Source organism: Synechococcus sp. CS-197 (genome assembly GCF_025128215.1).
Lineage (GTDB): Bacteria > Cyanobacteriota > Cyanobacteriia > PCC-6307 > Cyanobiaceae > Synechococcus_C.
Genome location: NZ_JAHLZC010000009.1, coordinates 36,958 through 52,280, shown reverse-complemented (window position 1 = coordinate 52,280; position 15,323 = coordinate 36,958). Strand labels below are relative to the sequence as shown.

General features: G+C 61.3%; 15 protein-coding genes and 1 tRNA gene. 9 read left to right on the top strand and 7 right to left on the bottom strand.

Annotated features, from left to right (window positions below):
* Positions 1 to 20 precede the first annotated feature (20 nt).
* Both purH and KQ296_RS02620 read left to right on the top strand, forming a co-directional pair.
* Positions 21 to 1,607 (top strand): bifunctional phosphoribosylaminoimidazolecarboxamide formyltransferase/IMP cyclohydrolase, encoded by a 1,587-nt coding sequence (purH, locus tag KQ296_RS02625; RefSeq protein WP_011932221.1) that lies wholly within the window; start codon positions 21 to 23, stop codon positions 1,605 to 1,607.
* Positions 1,608 to 1,680: 73 nt separating this feature from the next.
* Entirely contained in the window at positions 1,681 to 2,142 is a 462-nt protein-coding gene (locus tag KQ296_RS02620; protein ID WP_011932222.1) for a DUF4079 domain-containing protein, read from the top strand.
* Positions 2,143 to 2,157: 15 nt separating this feature from the next.
* Here KQ296_RS02620 and KQ296_RS02615 read toward each other — a convergent pair whose 3' ends face one another.
* From KQ296_RS02615 to sfsA, 4 genes are all read right to left on the bottom strand, one after another.
* A complete protein-coding gene (locus KQ296_RS02615) occupies positions 2,158 to 2,784 on the bottom strand; it encodes a DUF1997 domain-containing protein (protein WP_011932223.1) in 627 nt (208 codons plus the stop codon).
* 60 nt (positions 2,785 to 2,844) lie between these two features.
* The gene (locus KQ296_RS02610) at positions 2,845 to 4,044 is read right to left on the bottom strand and encodes a 4-hydroxy-3-methylbut-2-enyl diphosphate reductase (RefSeq protein WP_011932224.1); all 1,200 of its coding nucleotides are present in this window, start codon (positions 4,042 to 4,044) and stop codon (positions 2,845 to 2,847) included.
* 129 nt (positions 4,045 to 4,173) lie between these two features.
* The gene (locus tag KQ296_RS02605) at positions 4,174 to 5,685 is read right to left on the bottom strand and encodes an ammonium transporter (protein ID WP_011932225.1); all 1,512 of its coding nucleotides are present in this window, start codon (positions 5,683 to 5,685) and stop codon (positions 4,174 to 4,176) included.
* Between the two features lie 146 nt (positions 5,686 to 5,831).
* Positions 5,832 to 6,599 (bottom strand): DNA/RNA nuclease SfsA, encoded by a 768-nt coding sequence (sfsA, locus tag KQ296_RS02600; protein ID WP_011932226.1) that lies wholly within the window; start codon positions 6,597 to 6,599, stop codon positions 5,832 to 5,834.
* 78 nt (positions 6,600 to 6,677) lie between these two features.
* On the opposite strand from sfsA, the gene murJ reads away from it, so the two are divergent.
* Positions 6,678 to 8,285: a murein biosynthesis integral membrane protein MurJ gene (murJ, locus tag KQ296_RS02595; RefSeq protein ID WP_041428743.1), complete on the top strand. Its 1,608-nt coding sequence runs from the start codon at positions 6,678 to 6,680 to the stop codon at positions 8,283 to 8,285.
* Here murJ and KQ296_RS02590 read toward each other — a convergent pair.
* The 3 genes from KQ296_RS02590 to KQ296_RS02580 are packed head-to-tail and all read right to left on the bottom strand — an operon-like array spanning position 8,272 to position 9,147.
* Positions 8,272 to 8,535 carry a hypothetical protein gene (locus KQ296_RS02590; protein WP_011932228.1) on the bottom strand — a complete coding sequence of 88 codons (264 nt, stop codon included), beginning with the start codon at positions 8,533 to 8,535 and terminating at the stop codon, positions 8,272 to 8,274. The genes murJ and KQ296_RS02590 overlap by 14 nt on opposite strands.
* Before the next feature lie 24 nt (positions 8,536 to 8,559).
* On the bottom strand, positions 8,560 to 8,850 hold the full coding sequence (locus tag KQ296_RS02585; RefSeq protein WP_011932229.1) for a DUF3181 family protein: 291 nt from the start codon (positions 8,848 to 8,850) through the stop codon (positions 8,560 to 8,562).
* Between the two features lie 42 nt (positions 8,851 to 8,892).
* Positions 8,893 to 9,147: a hypothetical protein gene (locus KQ296_RS02580; RefSeq protein ID WP_011932230.1), complete on the bottom strand. Its 255-nt coding sequence runs from the start codon at positions 9,145 to 9,147 to the stop codon at positions 8,893 to 8,895.
* A 93-nt stretch (positions 9,148 to 9,240) separates the two neighbouring features.
* On the opposite strand from KQ296_RS02580, the gene KQ296_RS02575 reads away from it, so the two are divergent.
* The 6 genes from KQ296_RS02575 (at position 9,241) to KQ296_RS02550 (ending at position 15,292) form a co-directional block, all read left to right on the top strand.
* A tRNA-Arg gene (locus tag KQ296_RS02575) sits at positions 9,241 to 9,314 on the top strand.
* A gap of 90 nt (positions 9,315 to 9,404) precedes the next feature.
* Positions 9,405 to 10,694: a serine hydroxymethyltransferase gene (glyA, locus tag KQ296_RS02570; RefSeq protein WP_011932231.1), complete on the top strand. Its 1,290-nt coding sequence runs from the start codon at positions 9,405 to 9,407 to the stop codon at positions 10,692 to 10,694.
* Positions 10,695 to 10,783: 89 nt separating this feature from the next.
* Positions 10,784 to 11,929, top strand: coding sequence for a glycosyltransferase family 4 protein (locus tag KQ296_RS02565; protein WP_011932232.1), 1,146 nt, complete (start codon positions 10,784 to 10,786; stop codon positions 11,927 to 11,929).
* Positions 11,922 to 13,226, top strand: a complete 1,305-nt coding sequence (locus tag KQ296_RS02560) for a competence/damage-inducible protein A (protein WP_011932233.1) — start codon at positions 11,922 to 11,924, stop codon at positions 13,224 to 13,226. Before KQ296_RS02565 ends, KQ296_RS02560 begins: the two co-directional genes overlap by 8 nt.
* 33 nt (positions 13,227 to 13,259) lie before the next feature.
* Positions 13,260 to 14,678 carry a 3-isopropylmalate dehydratase large subunit gene (gene leuC / locus KQ296_RS02555; protein WP_011932234.1) on the top strand — a complete coding sequence of 473 codons (1,419 nt, stop codon included), beginning with the start codon at positions 13,260 to 13,262 and terminating at the stop codon, positions 14,676 to 14,678.
* Positions 14,678 to 15,292: a 3-isopropylmalate dehydratase small subunit 2 gene (locus KQ296_RS02550; RefSeq protein ID WP_011932235.1), complete on the top strand. Its 615-nt coding sequence runs from the start codon at positions 14,678 to 14,680 to the stop codon at positions 15,290 to 15,292. Before leuC ends, KQ296_RS02550 begins: the two co-directional genes overlap by 1 nt.
* Positions 15,293 to 15,323: the final 31 nt, after the last annotated feature.

The following is a 15,323-nucleotide window of genomic DNA, read 5'->3' as shown; positions in this document are numbered from 1 at the left end:
ATCCCCTGCGTCCTGTTGCCATGGCCCCCACAGCGCTGCTGAGTGTGTCTGACAAGAGTGGTCTGTTGCCCTTAGCCAAGACCCTGCACGAGCGTTACGGGTATCAACTTCTTTCCAGCGGCGGCACAGCCAAGGTGCTGCAAGAGGCCGGTCTGCCGGTCACCCCTGTGGCTGATCACACCGGTGCCCCGGAGATTTTGGGTGGTCGTGTGAAGACGCTCCATCCCCGGATCCATGGCGGAATCCTGGCCCGTCGCGGAGATCCTGCGCATGAAGCGGATCTGCAGGCCCAGCAGATCACGCCCATTGATGTGGTGGTGGTCAATCTCTATCCCTTTCGCGAGACCGTCTCCGATCCCGCTGTGAGCTGGGAGCGGGCGATTGAGAACATCGATATCGGAGGTCCCACCATGGTGCGCTCCGCTGCCAAAAACCATGACCACGTGGCTGTGCTGACCGATCCGGATCAGTACGACCGCTTTCTCCAGGACCTGGCTGCATCGGGGGGGGCCGTGAGTGCTGCGGTTCGGCGGCGGCTTGCCTTGGACGCCTTCGCGCACACAGCGGCGTACGACGCCGCGATCACGCGCTGGATGCAGAACCGGCCTGAGTTGCAGCCAGCGGATGACGGATCGGCATCCTCACTGCCCTGGCTGGAAGCCTTGCCTTTGCGTCAGCGACTGCGCTACGGCGAGAACCCCCATCAAGGGGCGGCTTGGTACAGCGCACCCAAGGCTGGCTGGGGAGGCGCCATTCAGTTGCAGGGGAAGGAACTGAGCACCAACAATCTCCTCGATCTCGAAGCAGCCCTGGCCACCGTGCGGGAGTTCGGCTATGGCGAGGGTGGGAGCCATCCCGCTCAGCGGCCGGCAGCTGTTGTGGTGAAGCACACCAATCCCTGCGGTGTGGCGGTCGCCGATGGCCACGCGGCCGCTCTCACCCGGGCGCTGGATGGTGATCGGGTCAGTGCGTTCGGGGGGATCGTGGCGGTGAATGGCCGTGTGGATGCGCCCGCAGCCCGTGAACTCACCAGTTTGTTCCTGGAGTGCGTGGTGGCGCCAGAGTATGCCCCCGAAGCCAGGGAGATTCTGGCGTCCAAAGGCAATCTCAGGCTTTTGGAACTCCCACCCACGGCCATCGATGCTGCCGGCCATGACCACGTGCGCAGCATCCTGGGTGGCCTGCTGGTGCAGGACCTTGATGACCAACCGGTCGCGGCGGACGGATGGACCGTGGCCAGCGAGCGGGCCCCCAGTCAGGCAGAGCGTGATGACCTGTGCTTTGCCTGGCAGTTGGTCCGTCATGTCCGTTCCAATGCCATTGTCGTGGCCAGAAACGGTCAGAGCCTCGGCATTGGTGCGGGGCAGATGAACCGGGTTGGTTCGGCCAGGATCGCTCTTGAGGCGTCAGGGGATGGCGCCCGTGGAGCCGTCCTCGCCAGTGATGGCTTCTTCCCCTTTGATGACACGGTGCGTTTGGCGGCGCAGCACGGCATCACGGCTGTGATTCATCCAGGCGGTAGCAAGCGCGATCAGGACTCCATCAAGGCCTGCAATGAACTGGGGCTCGCCATGCTGCTCACAGGGCAGCGTCATTTCCTGCACTAAGGAAGTGCGTCTGTATCGCTGCTGAAGACCACGGAGTCCTAGCCTCGCGCCAACTTCAATGCGATCACTTCTGATGACGCTTGCCGCGCTGCCCTTTGCCCTGAGTTTCGTTCACCCACTGATGATGTGGGTGTTGCTTCTGGCGTCTGCCTATGCGATGTATCTGGGGATCAAGGCCAAGAAAACGCGCACTGGAACGCCCGAGGAGCGCAAGACCCTGATCCCTGGGAAGTTCGCTCAGCGTCATTTCCGTTGGGGCGGACTGCTGCTTGGTCTGATCGTTCTGGGCAGCATCGGTGGTATGGCCGTGACCTATCTGAACAACGGCAAGTTGTTCGTTGGTCCTCACCTGCTGGCCGGACTCGCCATGACGGCCATGATCGCGGTCGCCGCATCCCTGTCACCTTTCATGCAGCAAGGCAATGTGATCGCCCGCAAAGCCCATGTCGGCCTCAACATGGGGATGATGACCCTCTTCCTGTGGCAGGCGGTCAGCGGCATGGAAATCGTCAACAAGATCTGGTCGAGCCGCTGAAGCCGCACCGGGCGGTCAGAAGGTCGCCCGGCGCCTTGGCGGGCAAACAAGTCCATGGCTTCCATGGAAATCTTCCTGCACCTTCCAGGTGAGTCGTCTTGAGATTTGCCTCACGATCTGACGCAGCAGTCGATCGCCGCTGGATTGCACCAGGCCCTCGGGAAGCATGGTGATCACCTTGGGAAGGGAGATCCAGATGCTGAGATCCAGCTCCCAACGCACACAGGTCGTCGGCAAGCCCTGGTGCGTGTCGTCATTCAGTGTGAGACCTGCCTGGAAATCAACGTCGTAGAGCGCGGCCAACGCTGGATCCCTGTCTGGCTGCGTCACCGTTTCGATGGCATACGTGCCTTCATGGCCTGGGAGAAGGCGCAAGGCGATGGTCGGTTCCACTTCGAAGCCAAAATTCCCGAACCGACCCAGGGTCAGCGCATAGGTCTGGGCATCGAGGGCCTCCACCTGCATCGGTGCGGCGCAGCGGCGGAACCAATCGTCGTGTCGATCGAGATGGCGAGCCACCACCGCATGGCTGGCGCGCATCTCCATGCAGTCACTGAAGTGACTGCGGTAACAGCGCACCTGTGGGTCCTGGCCATGGCACGAACGGAGGGAATCGGCTGATGGTCTCGACAAGAGCAGCACGGATGAGAGTCCCTGGCAGGGGTTGACCCCAAGGTCAACCAATGTAAAGCGAGCAGGTCTTCAGTTTTCTTCGCTGAGACTGATCAAGCGCTGGATCACGTGCTCCACGACGCGATCCGGGGTGGAGGCTCCGGATGTGATGCCCACGGTGACTGTTCCGCTAGGCAGGAACTCCAGTTCGCGGATCAGCTCCTGGCCGAGAGGCTTGTGTTCGATGCTGTTGTCGGCACTGATGCGCTCCGGGGTGTCGATGTGGAAGGAGCGGATGCCGCGGTTGATGGCGATTTCCTGCAGATGGGTGGTGTTGGAGGAGTTGTAGCCGCCGATGACCACCATCAAGTCGAGCGGTTCATCCACAAGGGAAAACATCGCGTCTTGGCGTTCCTGGGTGGCATCGCAGATGGTGTTGAACGCCAGGAAATGCTCATTGAGTTGCGTTGGGCCGAATTTGCTGAGCATGGTGCGTTCAAACAAACGACCGATTTCTTCGGTTTCCCGTTTGAGCATGGTGGTTTGGTTGGCAACGCCGAGTTTTTCGAGATCCTGATCAGGATCGAATCCTGGGGAGCAGGCTTTGGAAAAGCGAGCCATGAAGCTGTCGCGGTCTCCGTTCCCGAGGATGTAATCGGCAACGATCTGGGCTTCTTCGAGGTCAAGCACCACGAGATAAGTTCCAGCGAATGAGCTGGTGGCCAAGGTCTCCTCGTGCTTTACCTTGCCGTGAATGATTGAGGTGAATGTCTGCTTCTTGTGCTTCTCCACGGTGTTCCAAACCTTGGAGACCCAGGGGCAGGTGGTGTCAACGATGTGGCATCCCCGTTCGTTGAGAAGCTGCATCTCTTGAACTGTTGCGCCAAAGGCGGGAAGAATCACCACATCACCCGAGGTGACACCAGAGAAGTCCTTCACCCCTTGCTCGACGGGGATGAATTGAACGTTCATCTCGCGGAGGTGGTCATTCACGGAAGGGTTGTGAATGATCTCGTTGGTGATCCACAAGCGCTCACTGGGGTAGTGCTTTCGGGTTTCATAGGCCATGGCAACAGCGCGCTCCACACCCCAGCAGAAGCCGAAATCCTTGGCGAGGCGCACTTGAAGCCGACCATGGTTCAAGCGATACCCGTTGTCGCGGATCGATCCAATCAGGCTGCTCTGGTAGGCCTGCTCGAGACTTCCGGCCACCTCTTCGGCACGTCCGAACCCTCGGCGGTTGTAACGGTCGGAGTGGTGCAGGGAGCGCTTGAAGGCGTGGGTATCCATGGTCGCGACGACGATGCGATGACTCTATGGGCTGCGGGTCAGGCTTGACCCATCGGCATGCGATGGAGCAATCCTGCAAAAAAAAGCCCCGGCCCTGGGGCCGGGGTGTCAAACATCACAATCCGGATCTCAATTTCCGGACGATGCGAAATCGGGATAGGCCTCCATGCCGTGCTCACCGATGTCAAGACCCATGGTCTCTTCCTCTTCGCTGACGCGGATGCCACCGAAGACAGTACCGATGATGCTCCAGGTGATCAGGCAGGTCACCACAGTCCAGATGGCATAGGCAGCGGTGCCAAGAGCTTGGATACCAAGTTGCTCGATGCCACCACCATTGAACAAGCCAAGGGCAGTGCCTTCACCCTGGATATCGAAGCCCCAGAGGCCGATCACCAAGGTGCCCCAGATGCCGCAGACGCCGTGCACGGAGAAAGCGCCAACGGGATCGTCAATTCCAGCTTTATCGAGAGCGGAAACAGCAAAGACAACGATGATTCCACCGATCAGACCAGCCACCCATGCGCCTACCCAGGTGAGGTTTGCGCAGCCAGCGGTGATGCTCACCAAGCCGGCAAGGATGCCGTTGATGATCATGGTGAGATCGGGCTTGCCCGAGGTCAGCGTGGAGATGATGGTGGCGCCAATGGCACCGCCTGCAGCGGCAAGAGTCGTGGTCACTGCGATGTAGGGAACCCACTCATCCATGCCGAGCTGAGAACCGGGGTTGAAGCCGTACCAGCCGATCCAAAGAATCAAGGCACCCAATGTGGCGATGGCCATGTTGTGACCTGGAATGGCTTGCGTGCGGCCATTCACGTACTTGCCAATGCGGGGTCCGAGCAGCACGGCCCCGATCAGGCCGGCCCATGCACCGACGGAGTGAACGATGGAGGAGCCAGCAAAGTCGATGAACTCCTTATTGCCAACGTTGTTCAGCCAGCCACCGTTCCACTCCCAAGAACCTGCGATCGGATAGATCACCGCAGTCAGCACAAGTGAGAAGATCACAAACTCACCAAACTTGACGCGCTCGGCGACAAGACCGGAAACGATTGTTGCGGCAGTGCCTGCGAAAGCTGCTTGGAAGAGGAAATCAACCGAAGGCACAAGCTGGGAGCAGCCCTCTTCACCTTGACCTGCGGCACAGGTGAGCGCGTCAGCAGCGTTCCAATCAAAGAAGAATCCTTGGAAAGACAGCCATCCGTCGACGACGGAACTGCCGTACATCAAGGAATAACCGACAACCCAATAAGCGGTGACGGCCAGGCCGAACACGAACAGGTTCTTGGCGAGGATGTTGACGGCATTTTTCTGCCGACACATGCCAGCTTCGACCATGGCGAAGCCGGCATTCATAAAGATCACCAATGCAGCGGCGACCAGAAGCCAAAGGTTGTCTGCAAGGAACTTTGCGGCTTGGGCGCCGTCAAGATTCCCGAGACCTACACCGGCTCGTGCGGAGAGATTGAAAACGCCGAGACCGAGAAGAGCGATCGGCGCACAGGCAAGCCACGCAAGGGCGCGGTGGCTGCGGAGGCCGCGGATGCTTTTCAGGAGAAGCATGGGTCCATTCAGAAGGCTGACCTCCTGAAGCCGCGACTTGCTCCGCCTGGAAGGCGAATGCAGAGCAGTTGTCATAAACGAGAAGCAGGGCTGCAAGGCCAGTAGGGATTCCTACTGCTAAGAGCAAAGGTGGCTGCCCAAGCGGACCCCTCAAGTAGTTGTTGATACCAAACACCCCAGAAAGGTGCGTTCGGCTTGGCGGTTGGTAGCCGTTGATGCCATTAGAGAGCTGCAGAGGGTTGCTGGCCTTGTGCCGGACGCGTCCCTTGCCAGGTCACGCCATCACGATCAAAGCGGAAGCAACAGGGCAGCACCTCCACTCCTGCATCCAGGGCGTTGCGGAACAGCTCCCCGTAGCGGGGATCGGCGCTGTCTCCGGGTGCAAAGGCCGTGACATCGGGGCGGCTCAGGCAGGGAATCAAAACGGCCCTGGCTTCCGGAAGCACATCCATAAGTTCCTGCAGGTGTTTCTGGCCACGGGTGGTCACAGTGTCTGGAAACAGTGCAGTGCTGCCGGTGCTCCAGGTGGTGTTTTTAACTTCCACATAGATCGGGCGCTGATCGATCGCTTCGCGTGACGGTTGAAGCAGGAGATCAATGCGGCTTTTGCGGTTTTTGCCGTAAACGACTTCGGCGCGGATGCTTTCGATCTCTCCCAGCTGCTCACGCAGGCAGCCTGCTTCGATCGTTGCCCGGATCAGACGGTTGGGTAATGCGGTGTTGATCCCCACCCAACAGAGTTGTCCATCAGCACCGGGTACTTCGGCCTGTTCCCAGGTCCAGGCCAGCTTGCGGGTTGGAGAGGGGGCATGGCGCAGGCGCACCCGTTGGCCTGGAATCAAAACGCCCGTCATCGGTCCTGTGTTCGCGCAGTGGGCGGTCACGCACGATCCGTCCTCCAGTTCGATGTCTGCCAGAAAACGCTTGTAGCGCTTGAGCAAAATCCCCTCTGTGAGCGGTTCAAAGGAGAGGAGAGGGGTGCCGGTCATGGGGGCGGGCAGGTCGAACGCCATGGTGCCTGGGAATCAACCGAGAATTGGGCGCGTAAAGGTGGTTTGGCTGCGCTGATGGCGGGTTCTCTCAAGCGCATTGCCCTGGTGGTCACCGTGGGGACCCTCTTCAGCAAATTCGGAGGCCTTGTTCGCCAATTGGTGATCGCAGCGGCGTTCGGCGTTGGTGCTGCCTACGACGCTTACAACTACGCCTACGTGCTGCCTGGTTTTCTCCTCATCCTTCTGGGGGGCATCAATGGACCCTTCCACAGCGCCATGGTGAGTGTGCTCAGTCGCAGGCCCAGAAACGAGGGCGCTCACATCCTGGCCACTCTGAACACCACGGTGAGTGCCCTGCTGCTGGCGGTCACCGTGGTGCTGGTCCTGGCTGCTGGTCCGTTGATCACCCTGGTTGGGCCAGGCCTGCCGCCAGAGCTGCACCGCATCGCTGTCGTCCAGCTGCAGGTCATGGCTCCCATGGCCTTGCTGGCTGGTTTGATCGGTCTGGGATTTGGATCCCTCAATGCCGCCGATGAGTTCTGGATTCCAGCGATTTCGCCCCTGATGTCGAGCCTGGCGCTCATCGTTGGTGTCGGTTTGCTCTGGTGGCAGCTCGGGTCGGCCATCGCTTTGCCGGAGCATGCCCTCTGGGGAGGGGTTGTGCTGGCCCTGGCCACGCTCGTTGGTGCCGGCTTGCAGTGGTTGTTGCAGTTGCCGGCGTTGATTCGGCAGCGTCTCGCCCGATTCAAGTTGTCCTGGGATTGGCGTCACCCCGGTGTGCAAGAGGTCTGGCAGGTGATGGGCCCCGCCACCTTGTCGTCCGGAATGCTGCAGATCAATGTCTTCACCGATCTGTTCTTCGCCTCGGGGATCCTCGGTGCAGCGGCAGGGCTTGGCTACGCGAATCTTCTGGTGCAGACACCGCTCGGGTTGATTTCCAATGCCCTCTTGGTGCCGCTGCTCCCCACGTTCTCCAGGCTCACGGCTCCGGAGGATCGGCCTCAGCTCATCGCCAGGATCCGCCAGGGCCTGATGCTCTCCACTGCCTCGATGCTGCCGTTGGGCGCCTTGTTTCTGGCCTTGGCTGCTCCAATTGTCGCTCTTGTGTACGAGCGCGGTGCCTTCGATGCGCAAGCGGCGCAGTTGGTCACCGGGCTGTTGATGGCTTACGGAATCGGCATGCCGGCTTATCTCGGCCGCGATGTGCTCGTGCGTGTGTTCTACGCCCTCGGGGACGGCACGACGCCCTTCCGATTGTCGATGGCCGGTATTGGCCTGAATGTGCTGTTCGACTGGGCTTTGGTTGGGGGGCCTTCCCCCTGGGGGCCTCAGCTGCCCTTCAATTTCGGGGCGCCCGGGTTGGTGCTGGCCACGGTGCTGATCAATGCCCTCACCTGCCTTGCGCTGCTGCTGCTTCTGCAGCAACGCTTGGGTGGTCTGCCACTGCGCAGCTGGGGGTACGACGCCCTACGCCTCACAGCAGCGGCAGCCCTGGCCGGTGTGGTCGCCTGGGGGCTCAGCGCAACGGTTCACTGGCCCTCCAGCTTGATCGGCCGTGGGCTGCAGGTGGCCCTTTCCGCTGGGGTCGGCGGCGTTCTGTTTGCGTTGTGCGGGCAGGCGCTGGGGATCGCTGAAGTTGTTGAGATCAACCAGGTTGTTGCACGCAGGATTACTCGTCGCTGAGAGTCACCGTTCGGTCGTCGCGCACCTGAATGGGCAATTCGAGCTGCTGCCGCCCCACGAGCTGTGGCCCCTGCACCGACACGATCCTGGCTTCAATGCCGAACTCGCGGAAGGCTGTATCAAGCTCCTGAATCAGGGCTTTTTCCACCTGGGCTTCAGGATCCACCACCTTGCCGATCAGGCGCTCACCCAGTCGGCCGATGCGCTGCCGCACCACGTCACGTGCGTTGGTGACCTCAATAATCAGCACGCAGGTTCCCCAATCGGGGCAACCTTATCGGCAGTGGTCCTCAAGGATCTGTTCGAGGTCGGACAGTTGCGAGGACGGCAACAGCCTGGCGAGGGGCAACCGACTGCTCCCGCCGCCGATCGGGACCTGGACACGCTCGAGCGCCTGTCGCGCGGCAATTGCTGCTCCCTGATCGAGGAGTGCGCTGCATTCGATCGCCAGCGACTCGGCCAGGCCTGCATCCTTCAGATACAGGTGCCAGCCGGAGATCTGCAGATACAGGCGATCACCGATGGCTGAGGTCAGATCCTGCAGATCAGCAGCGTCCATGGTCATGGCAAGAGATGGTCATGGCGAACGGTCAGTCGCATGTTGGCTTCACGACGCCGGGTTGTCTGGTTCCGGTTCGGGGCGCAGTCTCAGCACCACCGTGAGATGGATCACCAGTCCCACCAGCCACAGACCTGTCACAACGTTGAGGTGGCTCCAGGGATGGCGCATCTCCTGGAAAAACCAGAGCCCGCTGTTCACGGCTGCAAACGCCATGCCGTGGAGTGTGAGATTCACCACCCGGTTGAAGTGCCGGTAAGTGGGATCAGTGGGGTCAGCAGGCCCGTACCAGCGGATTGGCATGGAGAGAGACCGAGGGAAGCGCAACGATTCTGGCGTGGGGATGTGCCCCAGTTGACGAAGGGCCCCTCCGTGGGGTCAGATAGGGGGACGCCAGCGCTTGTAGCTCAGCGGATTAGAGCATCTGACTACGGATCAGAGGGTCGGGAGTTCGAATCTCTCCAGGCGCGTGACTCAACTGCCTTCGGGCAGTTTTTTTTTGTTCAGCACTGCTGCTGTTGACCGTTGCCTACCATCCAATCAACGCATCGAGGCAACCCATGGTGGATTTCGAAACCGCTCCGATCAATGCACCACTGGCAGAGTCTGATCCAGCGATTGCCCGTTTGATCGATCAGGAGCGCGATCGCCAGGAAACCCATCTCGAGCTGATTGCCTCGGAAAACTTCGCATCGAGCGCCGTGATGGCTGCTCAGGGCTCGGTGTTGACCAATAAATACGCGGAAGGCCTGCCGAACAAGCGCTACTACGGCGGTTGTGAGCACGTGGATGCCATTGAAGACCTGGCGATTGAGCGGGCCAAGGAACTCTTCGGTGCTGCCTGGGCCAACGTTCAGCCGCACAGTGGTGCTCAGGCCAATTTCGCTGTCTTCCTGGCCCTGCTGCAGCCCGGCGACACGATCATGGGTCTGGACCTGTCCCATGGGGGCCACCTGACCCATGGCTCACCGGTGAATGTGAGCGGCAAATGGTTCAACGTTGTCCAGTACGGGGTCGACAAAGAGACCCAGCGCTTGGATATGGAGGCGATCCGTCAGCTCGCCCTCGAGCACAAGCCCAAGCTGATCGTTTGCGGTTTTTCGGCTTACCCCCGCACCATCGATTTTGCGGCGTTCCGTGCGATTGCTGATGAGGTTGGGGCTTACCTCCTGGCTGATATGGCCCATATCGCAGGCCTGGTGGCAGCCGGCGTCCATCCCAGCCCGGTCCCCCATTGCGATGTGGTCACCACCACCACGCACAAAACCCTGCGCGGTCCCCGCGGTGGTCTGATCCTTTGCCGGGATGCCGAGTTCGCCAAAAAGTTCGACAAGGCCGTTTTCCCCGGTTCGCAAGGTGGACCCCTTGAGCATGTGATCGCAGCCAAAGCCGTGGCCTTTGGCGAGGCACTCCGTCCTGCGTTCAAGGCTTACAGCCAACAGGTGGTGGCCAATGCCCAGGCCCTGGCCGACCGCCTGATGGCCCGTGGCATCGATGTGGTGAGCGGAGGGACCGATAACCATGTGGTGCTGCTTGATCTGCGCAGCATCGGCATGACCGGGAAGGTGGCCGACCTGCTGGTCAGCGATGTGCACATCACCGCGAACAAGAACACGGTTCCGTTTGATCCAGAATCACCCTTCGTCACCAGCGGTCTGCGCTTAGGAACCGCTGCGCTCACGACCCGTGGCTTCGATGCTGACGCGTTCGCTGAAGTGGCCGAGGTGATTGCTGATCGTTTGCTCAATCCAGAAGACGATGCCATTCAGGCCCGTTGCCTGGAGCGGGTGGCCAGTCTCTGTCGGCGTTTTCCCCTCTACGCGATGGCAACGGAACCGGCGCTTGTCTGACTGGACCAAGCTGACCTGGATTCCCAATCCAGGTCTGCCTACATTGGGAGTCATCCGCCCGTTTCGGGCCGTCCTCACCGGGGTTTTGCGTGACCATCGCGAGCACTCCTCTTGCTGTCGCTGTGGTGATTTTCCTGGCGGCGGCTCTGGTCACCACGGTGACCGTGCCGCTCGTGCGCAGGCTCGCCCTTCGCCATGGTTTCACCGATACCCCTGATTCGCGCAAGCAGCACAGTGTGCCGATGGTCCGCCTCGGTGGTGTGGCCATGGTGCTTGGTTTCAGTGTTGCGCTAGGCCTCACCTGGCTAGCCGGTGGCTTCGGCATGCTTACCCCCGCGCGGGATCAGCTGATCTGGACCACGCTGGCGGGGTCTCTCTGTTTCTTCATCATCGGCTTAGCCGATGACCTCTTTTCGCTGTCACCCTGGCCCCGCCTGGCGGGCCAGGTTGCCGTTGCCATGGTGGTTTGGTCTCAGGGCGTGAGAATTGGCGCTATCGATTTGCCCTGGGCGTCCAGCACCGCCGACGCTGTTGTGCTTCCCGGCATGCTCAGCCTGATCGCCACGGTGATCTGGCTTGTGGGCATCACCAATGCGATCAACTGGCTTGACGGACTCGATGGCCTGGCGGCGGGCGTTGCAGGGATTGCAGCCATCGGACTGGTGTCCGTGAGTTTCTCGTTGCATCAGGTCGCTGCTGCATTCCTGGCGGCTGCGCTGGCGGGAAGTTGCCTTGGTTTCCTTCGCCACAACTTCAATCCCGCTCGCATTTTCATGGGTGATGGCGGGTCTTATTTTCTCGGCTTCAGCCTTGCGGCGATCAGCATCGTTGGCCCAGCCAAAGGCCTCACCACGGTGAGTTTGCTGCTGCCCTTGCTCATTCTTTCGCTGCCACTGGCCGACATGTCAGCCGTGATCATGGGGCGCTTGCGTTCGGGGCATTCGCCCTTTTATCCAGATCGCCGCCATCTGCATCACCGTTTGCTCAGGGCCGGATTCAGTCACCGCCGCACCGTGCTGCTGATTTACGTGTTCACCCAGTGGCTTGCTGCCATGGCCATGGTGGTGGCCAACGTGGAACTGCGCTTTCTCTGGTTGGGTCTGGCGACCGCCATCCTCGTGGGCACCGTGGTGGTGATGCAGAGGCAGAAACAGGCCGAGCTCGCTCGGTGCAAGGCGGAGGCGGAGTCCCTTTCCGACACGGCGCAATCCTGCTCCTGCGAACACCATGGCTGACGCTGCTGGCCGTTCCGGTGTGGAGGTTCTCTGCATCGGCACGGAGCTTTTGCTCGGAAACATTGTGAATGGCAATGCACGCTGGCTGGCGGAGGAGCTGGCGGCTCTGGGCTTGCCCCATTTCCGGCAGACCGTGGTTGGAGACAATCGGGATCGATTGATCGCTGAGGTGCGAGAGATTGCGAGTCGCTCTCGGGTGTTGATCACCACGGGGGGGTTGGGCCCGACTCCCGATGACCTCACCACTGAAGCGATCGCGGCGGCCTTTCAAACGCCCCTCGAGGAACGTGCCGACGTCTGGGCTGACATCACAGCCAAGTCGCGCAGTCGTGGCCGGGAGCCTGGCCCGGAAACCAGGCGTCAGGCCCTCCTGCCAGTGGGCGCGACGGTGCTTCCCAATCCCACTGGAACGGCGCCGGGGATGGTCTGGTCCCCCACCGACCACTTCACGGTGCTCACTTTTCCTGGCGTACCCAGTGAGATGCGTGCCATGTGGCAAGCCACCGCGGCTCCCTGGTTCCGCCAGTCCGGACTCTCCAGCGGCGTGTTTGTCAGTCGGACGCTGCGCTTCTGGGGGATTGGTGAATCCACCCTCGCTGAGCAGGTCAGGGATCTGCTCAATCAGACCAATCCCACTGTGGCTCCCTACGCCGGCCGCGGCGAAGTGAAGCTGCGCATCACCGCCTGCGCCTCGGATCAGCCTGAAGCCCTTGCGCTCGTGGATGAGACCGAACGCGATCTCCGCTCCCGTACAGGTGATCTCTGTTTCGGGGCCGATGAGGCTTCACTCGCGTCCGTGGTGCTCGCGCATCTGCGCGCGCGAGGGGAGACCCTGGCTGTGGCGGAATCCTGTACGGGCGGAGGACTTGGCGCCGAGCTCACCGCAGTGCCTGGTTCCTCGCAGGTGCTCCTCGGTGGTGTGATCGCTTACGCCAATGCGGTGAAGTGTGAATTGCTGGGTGTGCCCTCCTCCCTGCTGGAGGAGGTTGGCGCTGTGAGTGATCCGGTCGCTCAGGCGATGGCGGAGGGGGTGCGACGGCTGACAGGCAGCGACTGGGCGCTCGCCCTCACGGGAATCGCCGGTCCGGGAGGTGGGAGCGATGAAAAACCGGTCGGGCTCGTGCATATCGCTGTAGCGGGACCGGACGGTTGTGAGAGTCATCCCATCCGGCTGGCCGCGTCCCAAGGACGGGACTGGATCCGGCTGGTGAGCGCCGGGGAGGCTCTCAACCGCCTGAGGCTGCGGTTGATGGCAGCCGAATCGGGGCAGACCCACACTGAAGCTGAAGGCCATTAGCCGTTAAGTTGATTCTTTACGGCTGACCTGGAAATGAGCAGCGGGACCCTTTACGACAAGGTTTGGGATCTGCATCGCGTCGCTGATCTTCCCGGTGGATCCACCCAGCTGTTCATCGGCCTGCACCTGATCCATGAGGTAACCAGTCCCCAGGCTTTTGCGGCTCTCGAAGACAAGGGACTCACGGTGCGCTGTCCGCAGCGCACCGTGGCCACGGTGGACCACATCGTGCCCACCACCAGTCAGGCCAGACCCTTTGCGGATCCTCTCGCCGAGGAGATGCTGAGCACCCTGGAACGCAACTGTTCCCATCACGGCATCACCCTGCATGGTCTTGGCAGTGGTCGCCAGGGCATCGTGCATGTGATCGCGCCGGAGCTTGGCCTGACCCAGCCGGGAATGACCGTGGCCTGCGGTGACTCGCACACCTCCACGCACGGCGCCTTCGGAGCCATCGCCTTCGGGATCGGCACCAGTCAGGTGCGCGACGTCCTCGCCAGCCAGAGCCTGGCGATGAACAAACTCAAGGTGCGTCGGATTTGGGTGGAGAACCAGCTCAGCCCAGGGGTGTTCGCCAAAGATTTGATCCTGCACGTGATTCGCTCCCTGGGCGTGAAGGCAGGGGTTGGATACGCCTATGAGTTCTCAGGTCCAGCCATCGAGGCCCTGTCGATGGAGGAGCGCATGACCCTCTGCAACATGGCGATTGAAGGGGGGGCGCGCTGCGGGTACGTGAACCCTGATCAAACCACCTTCGACTATCTCCATGGGCGTGCGCAGGCGCCTTCGGCAGAGGCCTGGGACCGGGCGGTGAGCTGGTGGCGCTCCCTGGCTTCCGGTGCTGATGCCTGCTTCGACGATGAGGTGCGTTTTGACGCTGCCACCATTGCCCCCACGGTGACCTGGGGCATCACACCCGGTCAGGGAATCGGTGTGGATGAAACCGTGCCCAGGCCTGAGCAGCTGGACCCAGCCGATCGCCCCATTGCCGAGGAGGCCTATCGCTACATGGATCTGGCGCCCGGTCAGGCCATCGCAGGGGTGCCTGTGGATGTGTGCTTCATCGGCAGCTGCACCAATGGACGACTCAGTGACCTGCAGGCCGCGGCCGCAGTGGCCAAGGGCCGTCATGTGGCCTCAGGCATCCGTGCGTTTGTGGTTCCTGGTTCTGAACAGGTGGCCCGGGCTGCGGAAGCCGAAGGGCTTGATGCTGTGTTCCGTGAAGCCGGTTTTGAATGGCGGGAACCGGGCTGTTCCATGTGTCTGGCCATGAATCCTGATCGGCTGGAGGGGCGTCAGATCAGCGCCAGCTCGAGCAATCGCAATTTCAAAGGTCGGCAGGGTTCGGCGAGTGGCCGAACCCTGCTGATGAGTCCCGCGATGGTTGCCGCCGCCGCGATCACCGGGCAGGTTCGTGATGTGCGGCAGTTGAACTGCATGACGACTGACTGATGACTGAGACCACTCCGTTCCCGCAAGGTTCGATCGCGATGGTGAGGGGGCGCGCCCTGGTGCTGCGCGGTGACGACATCGACACCGATCGGATTATTCCCGCGCGCTTTCTGAAGTGCGTCAGTTTCGAGGCCCTCGGTGCACAGGCCTTTGCGGATGATCGCCAGGAGCTGGCCGGTCGCCATCCCTTTGATCAGTCGGTGCACGCCGGGGCTTCGATCTTGGTGGTCAACGACAATTTCGGCTGCGGGTCCAGCCGCGAGCACGCTCCCCAGGCGCTGATGCGCTGGGGAATCAGGGCGCTGGTGGGTGTGAGCTTTGCTGAGATCTTTTACGGCAACTGCCTTGCGCTTGGGATTCCCTGCGCCACGGCTTCGTCGCAGCAGATCAGCGTTCTCCAGGATGCTGTGGCCGCGGATCCTGCGCTGAACTGGCAGCTCGATCTCAACGGTCTTACGTTTTCCGCCGGTGCTGTTTCCGAGCCGATTCAGGTGGGTTCGGGTGCCCTCGACATGCTGCGTAGTGGCCAGTGGGATGCCACAGGCCAGTTGGTGGCTCGCGATGCGGAACTCACACGCACCATGGACAACCTTCCTTACCTTCGAGGGTTCTGACGCGGCAGCCGCATCCAGGATTGTCTATGAA

Coding starts and splice junctions, on each gene's coding strand:
- KQ296_RS02605 (WP_011932225.1), bottom strand. CDS start 5,685: ATGACAACTGCTCTGCATTCGCCTTCCAGGCGGAGCAAGTCGCGGCTT.
- sfsA (WP_011932226.1), bottom strand. CDS start 6,599: ATGACCGGCACCCCTCTCCTCTCCTTTGAACCGCTCACAGAGGGGATT.
- KQ296_RS02610 (WP_011932224.1), bottom strand. CDS start 4,044: ATGGATACCCACGCCTTCAAGCGCTCCCTGCACCACTCCGACCGTTAC.
- KQ296_RS02550 (WP_011932235.1), top strand. CDS start 14,678: ATGACTGAGACCACTCCGTTCCCGCAAGGTTCGATCGCGATGGTGAGG.
- KQ296_RS02585 (WP_011932229.1), bottom strand. CDS start 8,850: ATGACCATGGACGCTGCTGATCTGCAGGATCTGACCTCAGCCATCGGT.
- KQ296_RS02620 (WP_011932222.1), top strand. CDS start 1,681: ATGACGCTTGCCGCGCTGCCCTTTGCCCTGAGTTTCGTTCACCCACTG.
- KQ296_RS02560 (WP_011932233.1), top strand. CDS start 11,922: ATGGCTGACGCTGCTGGCCGTTCCGGTGTGGAGGTTCTCTGCATCGGC.
- glyA (WP_011932231.1), top strand. CDS start 9,405: ATGGTGGATTTCGAAACCGCTCCGATCAATGCACCACTGGCAGAGTCT.
- purH (WP_011932221.1), top strand. CDS start 21: ATGGCCCCCACAGCGCTGCTGAGTGTGTCTGACAAGAGTGGTCTGTTG.
- murJ (WP_041428743.1), top strand. CDS start 6,678: ATGGCGGGTTCTCTCAAGCGCATTGCCCTGGTGGTCACCGTGGGGACC.
- leuC (WP_011932234.1), top strand. CDS start 13,260: ATGAGCAGCGGGACCCTTTACGACAAGGTTTGGGATCTGCATCGCGTC.
- KQ296_RS02580 (WP_011932230.1), bottom strand. CDS start 9,147: ATGCCAATCCGCTGGTACGGGCCTGCTGACCCCACTGATCCCACTTAC.